The following is a 13249-nucleotide window of genomic DNA, read 5'->3' on the forward strand; positions in this document are numbered from 1 at the left end:
TTTTGATAAGCAAAACATTTTTATTAATTTTTAGAAAAAAATCTGAATACTGATGAAAATTGCTGTAATTTTTAACGAGGCGTACCCAGGAATTACCAGTGAATACCAAACAGAAATCCCTCAGAATTTAGGTTTTAAGCCATATTTTGATATTACTCAAAGTGACCCCATTCAAGAATTTGAATCAATTGCAAAAGCTTTAAGAAGAGAAGGATACGATGCTTATATTTTAAATATTTTAGATAATTTAAGTATTCTTCTAAAAGACATAGAAAAAAACCAACCTGATGTAATTTTTAATCTAGTTGAAATCTATAAAGATAAACCGAGCATGGAAGCGAGCTTTACTGGCGTTTTAGAGCTTTTGAAAATTCCTTATACAGGAGCCCCACCACAAGCTCTTGCAAATTGTCAAAGTAAAGTTTTAACAAAAAGAATATTAAGCTCCGTAGGAATAAGAACACCTAAGTATAAAGTAGTAAAAGAAATAAGAAGAAATTATCGGCACGGTTTGCGTTATCCTATAATTGTAAAGCCAGCATTAGAAGATGCTAGCGTTGGCATTGAAAACGACTCAATAGTTGTTAATCATCGTATGCTTAAAAAAAGAATTGAGCATGTTTTTAATGAGTTTAAACAACCAGCACTTATCGAAGAATATATAAAGGGACGTGAGTTAAATGTTGCTGTTTTAGGGGACAAAAAATTAAAAGTTCTGCCAATAAGCGAAATCGATTTTTCCAAAATGCCAGATTACCTTTATAACATTGTTAGCTTCCAAGCGAAATGGGATCCACTTCACGAAGCCTATCATAAAACTATTCCAATTTGCCCGGCAAGATTACCCAAAAAAATAAAAGAAGAAGCAGAAAAAATTGCTATTAAATGTTTCAAGATTATGGGTTGCAGGGATTACGCAAGAGTAGATATGAGGCTTTCTAAAGAAGATAATAAGCTATATGTACTTGAAGTTAATCCTAATCCAGATTTGCAGGAAGATGCAGGTTTTATGCGCTCTGCCAAACATGCAGGTTATTCATATAGCAAAACATTAAAAAAGATAGTTGAGCTTGCTGTAAAGAGAAGTAAAAATTCTACATAATTTTTTTAAGTACATCAATAACATTAATTAAATCATCTGCTTCGTAATCTGGTAAAACAGATACATTTTTTGCTAAAGGCTTCCTTGTTTTTCCAGTGTATATTAAAATTGTTATTGCATCTAATTTTTTTGCGCCGGCTATGTCTGAATCAATATCATCACCAAGCATTACAAAACTATCTTTTACTGTTGCTCCTAATGCTTTTAATGCCAATTGAAAATATAGTGGAGAGGGTTTTCCTATTAATGTAGCTCTTTTATCAGTAGCGTATTCAATTGCTTTTATAAATGGACCTACATCAAGTAAAAGTTCTCCGTTTTCGTTCTTCCAATATTTATTTATTTGAAGCGCTATCAACTCGGCGCCATTAACTACTTTATGAAAAATTTCGTTTAGGATTTTGAAATTCCACATTTGTCCCATATCACCAATTATTACAGCTTCTGGATTATCGTCATCAATAATATCATTAAAAAGTAATTTTACATTTTCTTTACAATAGACTGAAACTTTTTTATACTTTTCTTTAGCATATATTAACGCTGCATCTGAAGTGGTAATTATGGGAATATTATATTCAATTGCTTCCTCTCTAAAAAAATTTTTTATTTCTAATGAAGTGAATAAAGTTGAATTACTCAAAATACAAGCTGGTATTTGCGAATCTACAATAAATTCAAGAAATTTTTTGGTATGATTTGCCAGTTGGTTACCGATTCTCAACACGCCATCCAAGTCTATTAGTAAAGGTTTCTTCACGATTCAATTCCTTTCCTTGTCGAGATTCCTTTTTGGTAGTAATGTTTTATCTCGGTCATTTCAGTAACTAAGTCGGCCTTTTCTATTAATTCTTCAGGGCAATATCTACCTGTTAATATTAACTCAATATTAGGGGGTTTTTGGTCTATCAGAAATAAAACATCTTTAGTGGTAACTAACCCAAAGTAGATTGATACGCAAATTTCATCAAGAATAATTATATCGTACTGCCCGCTTAACATCTTTTCTTTTACCTTATTCAGTGAGTGTTTTACTTTTTCAATTTCAGCATTTGACGGTTTCTCTTTTTTGTAAACAAATTTATCATTTCCCACTTGTTCAATTGTAATTAAGTCAGAAAGTTTTTTTAAACTTTCTAATTCACTGTAAGGGAATTCTTTCATAAGCTGTAAAATGTAAGACTTGAGGCCTGCGCCCGCAGCCCGTACAGCCTGTCCAATTGCGGCAGTCGTTTTCCCCTTACCATTTCCAGTGTAAATTTGTATGAACCCCCTTTTTAGCTTCTTATTCATTTTGGTTTGTACTTTTCCTTAATTGTTTTTTTCTTATTTCTATTAACTTAATAATTTCTTTTCTTTTTTCTTTTGAAAGGGATGGCCATGCAATAATTTCTTCAATTGTACGGAAACAACCTATGCAATACTTGGTGATAATATCAATTGTGCAGTTGCCATTGCAAGGAGATTCAATTTCTAATGTTTTTTTATTTTTCATACCTTGCTTGCTATAAAAAGCAAGTTCTTTGTGATTTTGTAATTGAGCAATGTGTTTAAACTTTGTTAGAATTAACAGGGTCGTCTTATTTGTTATCCTTAACAATTCAAAAATGCTAAATAAAACAGCAGCAAAAATTTTCTACAAAATTTTTATGGTGAAATATTATCTTCTAATATTAGGTCTTCAAGTTTTTATTTCTGTTATCTAAGCTCCATTTACCAGAACCGTATGCAGAAATGAATAAAAAAACAAAGCAATAAAACACTGCTAATTCACCGCCATTTTTTATTGGCAATAAACCTTTTGGAGCGTGTTGGATAAAGTAAGCTACGGCCATTTCCCCGCTCAAAATGAAAGCTGCCAAATGTGTTTGCCATCCTATAATTATCAATAATCCTCCTATAGTTTCAATGATTGTTGCAATTATTAAAAGTAAATTATCAGCGGGTAAGTTGCCATTTATTAAGGCAACGAACTTTTGTATTCCGTGACTAATAAATAATATGCCAATTACTATTCTGGTTATGGCATATATTTCGTGTACATATTTTGTAGTTAGAGCAACTTTCATAGTCCCTCCATTTAATAATTATTGTATAATTAACTATCACTCTAATTTGTTTCTTTTAACCGTGAAATCTTTTTCTTTTATTTGGTGCTTTTCTGCATTGTTCGGAGCAGCAGTATTCATTTTCAATTTTGCATTGATGACAAGTTAAAATGAGCCTATCACAATCTTGATTATGACAGTTAATATAGTACGAAGTAGGTTTACCGCAGTAGTAACATTTACCAATGTGTTTTAATTCAGGTTTAGTATTAGGGGTAACAATCCTTCTTTCATCAAACACGAAAACGCTGCCTTCCCAATATTTATCGGGGTATTGATTTACGTAATTCCAAATTCCACCTTCAAGCTGAAATACATTTTGGAATCCCCTTTCGACTAAATAAGCTGAAGCTTTTTCACATCGAATACCACCGGTACAGTAAGTAACTATTGTTTTGTCCTTATATTTTTTTAGGCTTTCAACCACTTTAGGCCAATCTCTGAATGTTTCCATTGGAGGGGTAATTGCGTTTTTAAATTTTCCAATCATGCTTTCATACTCGTTTCTTGCATCAACTATTAAAAAATCTTCGTTGCTTTCATAAAGTTTATTAAGCTCACTAGGTTTTAAGCGTTTTCCAGTTTTTGATAAATCCACTTCTCCGAAGCTTGCATTAACAATTTCTTTTTTAACTCTCACATGAATTTTTTGAAAAGCATGTTTATTATACTTATCCTCTTTAAACCAAATATCAGCAAACTCAGGGTACTTCCTAATTTCCTTTTTGTAATTCTCGATATTTTCTTTCTTCCCGGAAACAGTTGCATTAATTCCCTCGGTAGAAATCCAAACTCTTCCAAGTATGTCATTATTTTGACAGAAAGATAAATGTTCGTTGAGAAACTTTTCGGGCTCATTAAACCTACAATATTTATAGAAAAGAAGTATTCTGTAATTATCAGGTTCCATTATAGTTTCCAATATATTGTTAATTTGCTAACAAAAGATAAAAAATCTTATTTTTTCTCAAAACGCCTAAAAAAGTATAAGTCCGTAAAATTTTACTGAACTATCTAATTATACTTTTGATTTGTATATTGGCAAACAAAAATTTTATTTTCCATGAATGAACCAGTAATAAGCGTAGGGATACTTACAGAAAGCGCTATTAATTTCGAGCTTTACGGAGAATTTAACTCTTCTGCCTACCCTCGAAAGTTAAGCGGAAAGTTCAGCGCTTTTATTAGGGATAAGAAAATTGTTTTGACAAAAGAGGGAAATGAACTCTTAACAAAGGAAGAAATAGTTATTACACCTGCTGATTTTGAGACAGAGTCTTTTTTATTGCGCGATGTAAAAATTGGAAAGAACTTTCACTGGGAAAAATATGAAGACCAAAGATTTAGAGGCAGCTTAAAGCTAATAATTGAAGACGATAAAATTACAGCAGTAAATATTATTCCTTTAGAAGAATATCTTTTAAGTGTGATTTCCTCAGAAATGAGTGCAAGCAGTTCGCTTGAACTACTAAAAGCGCATGCAGTTGTATCAAGAAGCTGGCTAATTGCCCAGTTAAATAATAAAAAGCAGAAAAAAGACTCTAAGATTTCTTCTGAGTTTATAATTAATGAAAAAGAAATTATTAAGTGGTACGATAGGGAAGAGCATTTATTATATGATTTTTGTTCTGATGATCATTGCCAAAGATATCAAGGTGTATTGCGTTTAGTTAACGATGCTGCTTTTGCAGCTATAGAAGAAACAAGGGGAATGGTGCTTACTTATAATGGAGAGGTATGCGATACAAGGTTTTCCAAATGTTGTGGGGGAATTACAGAATCATTTGAAAATGTTTGGGCTCCCGTCAAATATCCTTACTTATCCTCAATTATTGACTATAAGTTTGAACCTGATGGTTACTTCGTTGACCTTACGAAGGAAGATTTTGCGGTTAAGTGGATTAAAGGCTCACCTCATGCATTTTGCAATACCACTGACCAAAAAATACTTTCACAAGTCTTAGTGGATTATGACCAGACAACTCGGGATTTCTACCGCTGGAAAGTTGAATACACCCAAGATGAAATATCTGAGATTATCTTTAAAAAAAGCGGTATAGACTTTGGAAGTATTAAAGATTTATTGCCTGCCGAAAGGGGATACTCTGGAAGAATTACTAAGTTAAGAATTTTGGGTACTAAGTCTGAAATACTAGTAGGAAAGGAACTGGAAATTAGAAAGTGGCTTTCGAAATCTCACTTATATAGTTCTGCTTTTATTGTACATAAAGAAAAAATAAAAAATGGAATTCCTGAAAGGTTTATATTAGAAGGTGCAGGTTGGGGACATGGAGTAGGGCTTTGTCAAATAGGTGCTGCAGTAATGGGTGAGATGGGGTATTCGTTCGATGAGATTCTTTCCCACTATTTTAAAGGAACTAGATTAGAAAAAGCTTATTGATGAAAATTCTCGTATCATGCCTTTCAAAAAGCTGGGGTGGAATGGAAATGCAAACCATTCTTACCGCAGAGGTCCTTCTCCAAAATAAAGTTGACGCTGAAATTTTCTGTTATAAAAATTCTAAAATCTATGAAAAGGCTTCTTCAAAAAAAATTAATGTGAATTTTATAAAGTCTTCTTTTTTCATTAATCCATTTCAAATCTTTTGGATCTATAGATTGCTAAAAAGAAAAAAGTTTGACTTGATACACTCACAAGCCTCCAAAGATTTGTGGCTGTTTGTTCCAGTAATTAAGTTTTTCTCATTAAAAGTTCCATTGCTACTTACTAAACATGTTGGTTCGTATATTGTTAAAAAAGATATAGCTCATAAATGGCTTTATGAAAAAGTTAGTTATGCAATAGCGATAAGTGAAGTGATAAGAAAAAATTTAATTGAAACTACTACTCTAAGTCCTAACAGAGTTTTACTTGTTCATAATGGGATTGATACAAATAAGTTTAAACAAGATTATGCTGCGCGTGAAAAAATTAGAAGCGAATTTAATATAGGAAATAAATTAGTAATTGGAATGTCGGCAAGGTTTAGCCCTGGTAAAGGACATGAAGAATTTCTTTTAGCAGCTAAACTGCTTTCCCAGAAATACACTGACTTAATTTTTATAATTGTAGGTGAGCCTAGTTATGGCGAGAAGGATTATGCTGAACAAATTTATAAATTAGCTAATGAACTAAATTTGAAAAATAAGATTATTTTTACAGGTTACAGAGAGGATATGCCTAATGTTTATTCTGCAATGGATATTTTTGTTTTTCCCTCACACGCTGAAGCATTTGGACTTGCATTAGTAGAAGCAATGAGCTGTGGTCTCCCTTCAGTTTGTACAAACTCAGATGGAGTTTTAGATATTGCAATTGATGGGAAAACTTCTTACTTATTTGAAAAGCAAGATGTGAATGATTTAGCTCATAAAATTGAACTGTTAATTGAATCACCAGAAAAAAGGATTGAATTTGGAAAACAAGCACGTAAACGTGCTGTAGAAGCATTTGATATACAAATATTCGTAAAAAAAATAATTGGTATTTACAACAGAACAATAAATTAGTTTAGGTCCTTTGTCCATGATGTTAATTAAAGATATGGTCACCCAAATCGTACAATTATGTTTAAGAGCAAATTTATAAACGGGGGTAGATTAAGTGTATGACATTTCTTAACCCAGCAATTTTATTTGGACTTGTTGCCGCATCAATTCCTGTTTTAATCCATTTGCTAAATCTGAGAAAACTTAAAAAAGTAGAATTTTCTACACTTGCATTTTTACAAGAACTACAAAAAACAAAAATTAGACGCATAAAATTAAAGCAGTGGATTTTACTTGCAATAAGAATACTTATAATTGTTTTACTAGTTACTGCTTTTGCACGTCCAGCTATAAAAAATTTATCTCTTGCAGGCAAATCTTCAACTGCTAAAACAAGTGCAGTAATAATTTTGGATAATTCATTTAGCATGTCTTTAGTTTCAGAAAGAGGTTCTTATTTTAATTTAGCTAAATCAGCTGCTAAATCTATTCTTGAAAATTTTCAGCCTGGGGATGATGTTACTTTAATCTTAACGTCAGATTTAAGTCATAATTTCACTAAACACTCAACAAATTTATCTCTAGTCCAAAAAGAAATTGATGAGAGCAGCATTTCTGATTATAGTGGTAAACTAAATGATGCAATAATAAAGGCATCTGAAATTTTAAACGAGTCAAAAAACTTTAATAAAGAAATTTACGTATTAAGCGACTTACAAAAGTCAAATTTATATGAAACTAAGAATCAAATACAAAAAAAGAATATTACTTTTGATCCTAAAATTAGATTATACTACTTCGAATTCCCTAAAAAAGAAATTATTAATCTCGCTATAACTGATTTCACTGTAAACAATCAGATATTTCAAAAGGGGAGTGTGATAAGTTTTACAGCTACAATTACAAATTATTCTAATCAGCCTGTTAATAATACAATCGCTTCTCTATATTTAAACGGAAACAGACAAGCACAGCAGGCAATAAGCTTAAAAAGTAATGAAACGCAAAAAGTTACTTTTGAAACTACACTTCAGCAAACAGGTTTAGTTGAAGCAGAAGTACAATTGGAAGATGATGATATACTAAATGATAATAAAAGATGCTTAACTATATGGGTGCCCGATAAAATAAATGTCTTATTAGTTTTTTCTAAACAGGATGATGCAAGATTTTTGAAATTGGCACTTAGTACCATAGAAAATATTGAGATTACTGAAAGGAAAGGACAACAATTAAATTTTAGTGACTACAGAAATTATGATGCAGTTTTTATAATTGGTTCAGAGAATATTTCTTCAGATAGTAGAATAGAATCTTTTCTTCAAATGGGTGGAGGTGCAGTAATATTTCCGTCTTCTGATAACTCGCTCGAGAATTTTAAACTGCTTTGTTCTAAGTTAAATATTGGTGTTCCTACTAATGCTGTGGGAAGTTTAAATTATTTTGAGAGTCCAACTTTTTTTGATAAAATAGATTTTGAACATCCAATATTGAGTGAGCTGTTTCAAAACAAGCAGAAAAGACAAATAAACTCTCCAGAAATTTATTATTACTTTAAAATAAATTCACTTGGGAAAGGTTACCCTATAATTTCGTTAATGGACAACTCACCATTTCTAAGTGAGTATAAATTTGGCAATGGTAAGCTATTATTGTTTAACAGTGCCCCAGTTTTAAGTTGGAATAATTTTCCATTAAAAGCTTTATTTTCTCCACTTATAGCGAAAATTGTTTTCTATTTAAGTTCTAATTCGAATACAAAAAAAGAAACTCTCGCAGGCCAGCCGCTTATAGTCGATTTAAGTAAAAATATTTTTCCACAAATTAGAGTGATGAGACCCAATAATTCTGCAGAAATTATTAATCTCGATACTTTACGAAATAAAAGTTTTTTTCAGTATAATAAGACCGATATAGATGGGATTTATAAGTTCTATTCAAAAAACAAACTTATTGATTATGCAGCAGTAAATTTTAATCCGGCAGAATCTATAAATAGTTATCTAAACGATTCTGACTTTAAAGAATACCTTAAAGAAATTAAATTTGGTGGTAGCGTTTTTAGTCTTTCTATTGATGGTGATTTTTTAAAATCTATTATTCAATCGAGATTTGGGGCGGAACTGTGGAAATATTTTTTAATGGGCGCATTAATCTTAGCTTTGATTGAAATGTTAGTATCAAAAAGTTCTAAAGAAGATTTAGTGGAGGTTTAAACAAACAGTAATAAATGTTAGATAATTTTGAACCCAAGGCGGAAAAAGCAATATTAATATCAGTCTCAAACAGCAACAACAGAGAGAGTGTTGAAGAACATCTTGATGAGTTGGAACTTTTAGCATCTACGGCAGGTGCAGAAACTATTTTTAAGGTAATTCAAGATAAAAATAAAATTGACCCTGCATATTTTATAGGAAAAGGGAAAGCACAGGAAATAGCTGAACTTGCCAAAGAGAATGAAATAAATCTTATAATCTTTGATGATGATCTTAATCCAACCCAGCTAAGAAATCTTGAAAAACTTTTTGAAAAAAAAATAGTTGATAGGTCGGGATTAATATTAGATATTTTTGCTTCACACGCACGTACAAAAGAAGCAAAAACTCAAGTTGAGCTTGCGCAGTTACAATACATGCTACCTCGTCTTACAAGAGCGTGGACACACTTATCTAAACAATATGGTGGAATTGGCACTAAAGGTCCCGGCGAAACACAAATTGAAACTGATAGACGAATTATACGAACGCGCATTAGTCATCTAAAACAGGTTTTGAAAAAATTAGAATCTCAACATTTTGTGAAAACTTCCAGAAGAAAAAACTACATCAACGCTACCCTTGTTGGTTATACAAATGCGGGTAAATCTACTTTGCTAAATAAACTGACTAACTCTAATGTTCTCGCAGAAAACAAATTATTTGCGACACTGGATTCAGTTACACGTTCATTGGAGCTGGATAAAAACAAAAAAATTTTATTAAGTGATACTGTTGGATTTATACGTAAGCTGCCCCCTCATTTAGTTGCTTCTTTTAAAACAACATTAAATGTTGTTAAAGAAGCAGATATAATTTTACACATAATTGATATATCACATGATTTTTTTGAAGATCATATTAAGGTAGTAGACGATACATTAAAGGAATTAGGTGGCGATAAGAAAATACAAATTAAAGTTTTTAACAAGGTAGATGCTCTTTCTGATAAAAGTAGAATTAAGTATGTGGGTGATAAATTTAAGAATTGCTTGTTCATCTCTGCCCAAAGAGGTATTGGTATTCAAAGACTTAAAGAGAAATTGTTGACAATATACGAAAACAGTTTTATTGAGCATAACTTAAGTCTAAAACTTAATCAGTCAAAAATTGTCTCTAAAATTTATGAATTGGCTGAAATTCTTGAAGCAGTTTATGAAGAGGATAAAATTAGAATATCTTATAGGGCAAGTTCAGCAGCATACAATAAGATACAGCAGCTTATTAGTAACAATATTTAAACGAATTATTACTATCAGTTATCTTATTTGTCATTGTAACTGAGTTAAAATAAAAACGCAGACTTTACAGAAAGTTCAGATTGATTCTGATAAAAAATTTAATTTTGCTGAAAGTATGCGTTCTCCATGCTTGATTATTGATAAAAATTCTTAAGTAAATAGCCCCCCTTATCTATGTTACATTTTGTTGAATAGCAGTTAAGATTTTTCTTCCCAAATTTGTGCAAGCGTAACAATCATTTTTACAGCTGCCTCCATATCTTGGACAGCCACATATTCAGTGTAAGCGTGAAAATTATGTCCACCTGCAAATAAATTTGGTGTAGGTAAACCCATATAGCTTAGCCGTGAACCATCAGTACCGCCGCGAATTGAAGATTTAATGGGCTTTATGTTAAGTCGATTTAATGCTTCGACTGCATAAGCTTCAACTTGTGGATGTTTATCAAGAACATATTTCATATTGCGGTATTGTTCAATCACTTCAAAATCATATGTAGAACCAGGATAATCGTTTACTGCTTTTTGTACTAATTGTTTTAATAAATCCTCGTACTCTTTTAATTTCTCGGCTTCAAAGTCTCTTATAATAAATTTTACTGTTGTTAATGTTTCGTTGCCTTCTAAGGAGACCGGGTGAACATATCCTTCGCGTTTTTCAGTAGTTTCTGGTGATAATCTATCTTTTGGAAGCATTTCAATGAAATGTGCAGCAATTTTTATTGCGTTTATCATTTTGCCTTTTGCATAACCAGGGTGAACATTTTTCCCGTGTATTTTAATCACAACCGCATCTGCACTAAAAGTTTCCGTCTCAACTTCCCCTCGTGTTGAGCCGTCAATAGTGTATGCGTAGGAGGCTCCAAATTTTTTTACATCAAATTTTTCTGTTCCTCTTCCCACTTCTTCATCTGGCGTAAAACAAACTCTTATTGTTCCGTGTTTTACTTCAGGATGGTTTATTAAATAGTTCATTGCATCCATAATCTCTGCTACTCCAGCCTTGTCATCAGCACCAAGCAGGGTAGTTCCATCTGTTGTAATAATATCAAAACCAATCATGTCTTTAAGCTCTGGATTGCTCGCCTCATCAATTACTTTTGATTTGTCATTGGGAAGTACAATATCACCGCCTTTGTAATTTTTATGAATTACAGGATTTACATTAGTTCCCGTTACAGCTGGTGAAGTGTCAACATGTGCTATAAAACCAATTACAGGGACATTTTTTTTATTTGTATTAGAAGGTAAAGTAGCCATTACATAACCAAATTGGTCCATTTCTACATCTTTCATTCCCATTTGTTTTAGTTCTTCTACAAGAAGTTTCGATAACTGAAGTTGTTTAGAATCACTTGGGAAAGTAGGCGAATCTTCTTTCGATTGAGTATCGAATTTAACATATCTTAAAAAACGGTCGACGCAAGTGAATTTGTAAGTTGTATCAAACATAATTCCCTCTTTGTTATTATGGAAAAGTAATTACAAAATAATAATATATAAATACCCTCATAATTTCAATTAATTCATCTTTTTACCTGATAATAAATATTCCGTAATTTTGCTTTAAGGAAAAATAAATATAGAACGATATGAACACAGTAGAATTAATCCGAAAAAAACGCGATGGTAAAAAGCTATCTAATGAAGAAATAGAATTCTTAATTTCAAATTACACCAAAGGTAAAATACCAGATTACCAATTTTCAGCTTTTTTAATGGCAGCTTTTATAAATGGGTTGAATATAAATGAAACTTCTGCTTTAACAAAAGCAATGTTGTACAGCGGTAAAGTGTTGAATCTTGATGATATACCTGGTGCAAAAATTGATAAACATTCTACTGGCGGAGTTGGAGACAAAACCTCATTAATTTTGGCACCAATCGTCGCTGCTGCTGGTGTTAACGTTCCGATGATTAGTGGGCGCGGACTTGGGCATACAGGTGGTACGTTAGATAAATTAGAAGCTATTCCGGGATTTAAAACAAAACTTAACTTGAAAGAATATAAGTCTGTTCTAAAAAAATGTGGTGCTGTTTTAATTGGGCAAACAAGAGATATTGCTCCTGCTGATAAACTAATTTATGCTCTACGCGATGTAACAGCAACCGTAGAATCAATTCCTTTAATTACAGCAAGCATCATGAGTAAAAAACTTGCTGAGGGTATTGATGGATTAGTTTTGGATGTTAAAACTGGTTCGGGTGCTTTTATGACAAAATTAAACGATGCAAAAAATCTTGCTAATTCACTTATTGATACTGCCATTTCTTTCGGTAAAAAAGTAATAGCATTTATTACTGATATGAATCAACCGCTTGGCAATTACATCGGTAATTGGTTGGAAGTTTATGAATCAATAAAAATTTTGGAGGGAGAAAAAGTTGATGATTTGCTTGAGGTAACTTTAAATCTATCCGGTGCAATGATTTACTTAGGCGGGAAAGCAAATTCTATTAAAGAAGGAATTGAAATTTCTCGCAAGATGATATTAACTGGAAAGGCATACGATAGGTTTGTAAAAATAGTTCAATCACAAGGTGGCGATATTTCCTTCATTAAAAATCCTAATAAGTACCCTAAAGCTAAATATAATGAAACAATAACTGCTGAATCTGAAGGTTATTTGTCGCAAGTAAATAATTATGAAATTGGAATTGCTTCTGTTGAATTAGGTGGAGGACGATTAACAAAAGATGATATAATAGATCCAAAAGCTGGACTTGTTTTTTACCCTAAAATTGGTACTAAAATAGCTCGAGGTGATAAGATATCTGATATTTTCACCGATAAAAAAGAGAAAATTGATGAAGTGAAAAAACGAATAATAAATTCAATAAAGATTTCGAAAGAAAAGCCAAAGGAAATTAAACTTATTAAGGCTGTAATTAACCCGTTTAATAAATAGTAGTTAAAAATCATACAGATAAGATGTGTTGGGGTGCAGAACCATTTTCAACTTTTGAGCCTAAATTTTTTATCGGGAAAAGTTAATAGTTAATCTTGTGTCTAATAAAGAAAAATTTTAAGAGTAGATTTGTTCCGAAGATTAC

12 protein-coding genes are annotated in these 13249 nt (G+C 31.8%); 6 read left to right on the top strand and 6 right to left on the bottom strand.

Features of this window, described 5'->3' with window-relative positions; translation table 11 throughout:
- Positions 1-52 precede the first annotated feature (52 nt).
- Positions 53-1102, top strand: coding sequence for an ATP-grasp domain-containing protein (locus tag ABRY23_04405; protein MFA3782288.1), 1050 nt, complete (start codon positions 53-55; stop codon positions 1100-1102).
- Here the strand turns inward: ABRY23_04405 and ABRY23_04410 are convergent.
- The 5 genes from ABRY23_04410 to ABRY23_04430 all read right to left on the bottom strand — a co-directional run bounded on the left by ABRY23_04410 (position 1095) and on the right by ABRY23_04430 (position 4120).
- Complete coding sequence (locus ABRY23_04410; GenBank protein MFA3782289.1) at positions 1095-1862, bottom strand: HAD-IIA family hydrolase; 768 nt, start codon at positions 1860-1862, stop codon at positions 1095-1097. The genes ABRY23_04405 and ABRY23_04410 overlap by 8 nt on opposite strands.
- On the bottom strand, positions 1859-2395 hold the full coding sequence (locus tag ABRY23_04415; GenBank protein ID MFA3782290.1) for a cob(I)yrinic acid a,c-diamide adenosyltransferase: 537 nt from the start codon (positions 2393-2395) through the stop codon (positions 1859-1861). Before ABRY23_04415 ends, ABRY23_04410 begins: the two co-directional genes overlap by 4 nt.
- Positions 2388-2597, bottom strand: coding sequence for a DUF1289 domain-containing protein (locus ABRY23_04420; GenBank protein ID MFA3782291.1), 210 nt, complete (start codon positions 2595-2597; stop codon positions 2388-2390). Before ABRY23_04420 ends, ABRY23_04415 begins: the two co-directional genes overlap by 8 nt.
- A 178-nt stretch (positions 2598-2775) precedes the next feature.
- A complete protein-coding gene (locus ABRY23_04425) occupies positions 2776-3171 on the bottom strand; it encodes a DoxX family protein (GenBank protein ID MFA3782292.1) in 396 nt (131 codons plus the stop codon).
- A gap of 55 nt (positions 3172-3226) precedes the next feature.
- Positions 3227-4120: a rhodanese-related sulfurtransferase gene (locus tag ABRY23_04430; GenBank protein ID MFA3782293.1), complete on the bottom strand. Its 894-nt coding sequence runs from the start codon at positions 4118-4120 to the stop codon at positions 3227-3229.
- A gap of 153 nt (positions 4121-4273) precedes the next feature.
- Here ABRY23_04430 and ABRY23_04435 point away from each other — a divergent pair, with 153 nt between their 5' ends.
- From ABRY23_04435 to hflX, 4 genes are all read left to right on the top strand, one after another.
- Positions 4274-5611 (top strand): SpoIID/LytB domain-containing protein, encoded by a 1338-nt coding sequence (locus tag ABRY23_04435; protein ID MFA3782294.1) that lies wholly within the window; start codon positions 4274-4276, stop codon positions 5609-5611.
- The gene (locus ABRY23_04440) at positions 5611-6720 is read left to right on the top strand and encodes a glycosyltransferase family 4 protein (GenBank protein ID MFA3782295.1); all 1110 of its coding nucleotides are present in this window, start codon (positions 5611-5613) and stop codon (positions 6718-6720) included. Before ABRY23_04435 ends, ABRY23_04440 begins: the two co-directional genes overlap by 1 nt.
- 98 nt (positions 6721-6818) lie before the next feature.
- The gene (locus tag ABRY23_04445; GenBank protein ID MFA3782296.1) at positions 6819-8915 is read left to right on the top strand and encodes a BatA domain-containing protein; all 2097 of its coding nucleotides are present in this window, start codon (positions 6819-6821) and stop codon (positions 8913-8915) included.
- Positions 8916-8929: 14 nt separating this feature from the next.
- Positions 8930-10195, top strand: a complete 1266-nt coding sequence (gene hflX, locus ABRY23_04450) for a GTPase HflX (protein MFA3782297.1) — start codon at positions 8930-8932, stop codon at positions 10193-10195.
- A 198-nt stretch (positions 10196-10393) separates the two neighbouring features.
- Here hflX and pepT read toward each other — a convergent pair whose 3' ends face one another.
- A complete protein-coding gene (gene pepT / locus ABRY23_04455; GenBank protein MFA3782298.1) occupies positions 10394-11647 on the bottom strand; it encodes a peptidase T in 1254 nt (417 codons plus the stop codon).
- 140 nt (positions 11648-11787) lie between these two features.
- On the opposite strand from pepT, the gene ABRY23_04460 reads away from it, so the two are divergent.
- Positions 11788-13104, top strand: a complete 1317-nt coding sequence (locus ABRY23_04460; GenBank protein MFA3782299.1) for a thymidine phosphorylase — start codon at positions 11788-11790, stop codon at positions 13102-13104.
- Positions 13105-13249: the final 145 nt, after the last annotated feature.

It is taken from the genome of Melioribacteraceae bacterium 4301-Me (genome assembly GCA_041538185.1).
GTDB classification, from domain to species: Bacteria; Bacteroidota; Ignavibacteria; order Ignavibacteriales; family Melioribacteraceae; genus Pyranulibacter; species Pyranulibacter aquaticus.

Excerpts from the sequence above, each read along its gene's own strand:
- ABRY23_04405 (MFA3782288.1), top strand. The coding sequence starts at position 53 with ATGAAAATTGCTGTAATTTTTAACGAGGCGTACCCAGGAATTACCAGT.
- ABRY23_04415 (MFA3782290.1), bottom strand. The coding sequence starts at position 2,395 with ATGAATAAGAAGCTAAAAAGGGGGTTCATACAAATTTACACTGGAAAT.
- ABRY23_04420 (MFA3782291.1), bottom strand. The coding sequence starts at position 2,597 with ATGAAAAATAAAAAAACATTAGAAATTGAATCTCCTTGCAATGGCAAC.
- ABRY23_04425 (MFA3782292.1), bottom strand. The coding sequence starts at position 3,171 with ATGAAAGTTGCTCTAACTACAAAATATGTACACGAAATATATGCCATA.
- ABRY23_04430 (MFA3782293.1), bottom strand. The coding sequence starts at position 4,120 with ATGGAACCTGATAATTACAGAATACTTCTTTTCTATAAATATTGTAGG.
- ABRY23_04435 (MFA3782294.1), top strand. The coding sequence starts at position 4,274 with ATGAATGAACCAGTAATAAGCGTAGGGATACTTACAGAAAGCGCTATT.
- ABRY23_04440 (MFA3782295.1), top strand. The coding sequence starts at position 5,611 with ATGAAAATTCTCGTATCATGCCTTTCAAAAAGCTGGGGTGGAATGGAA.
- ABRY23_04445 (MFA3782296.1), top strand. The coding sequence starts at position 6,819 with ATGACATTTCTTAACCCAGCAATTTTATTTGGACTTGTTGCCGCATCA.
- hflX (MFA3782297.1), top strand. The coding sequence starts at position 8,930 with ATGTTAGATAATTTTGAACCCAAGGCGGAAAAAGCAATATTAATATCA.
- pepT (MFA3782298.1), bottom strand. The coding sequence starts at position 11,647 with ATGTTTGATACAACTTACAAATTCACTTGCGTCGACCGTTTTTTAAGA.
- ABRY23_04460 (MFA3782299.1), top strand. The coding sequence starts at position 11,788 with ATGAACACAGTAGAATTAATCCGAAAAAAACGCGATGGTAAAAAGCTA.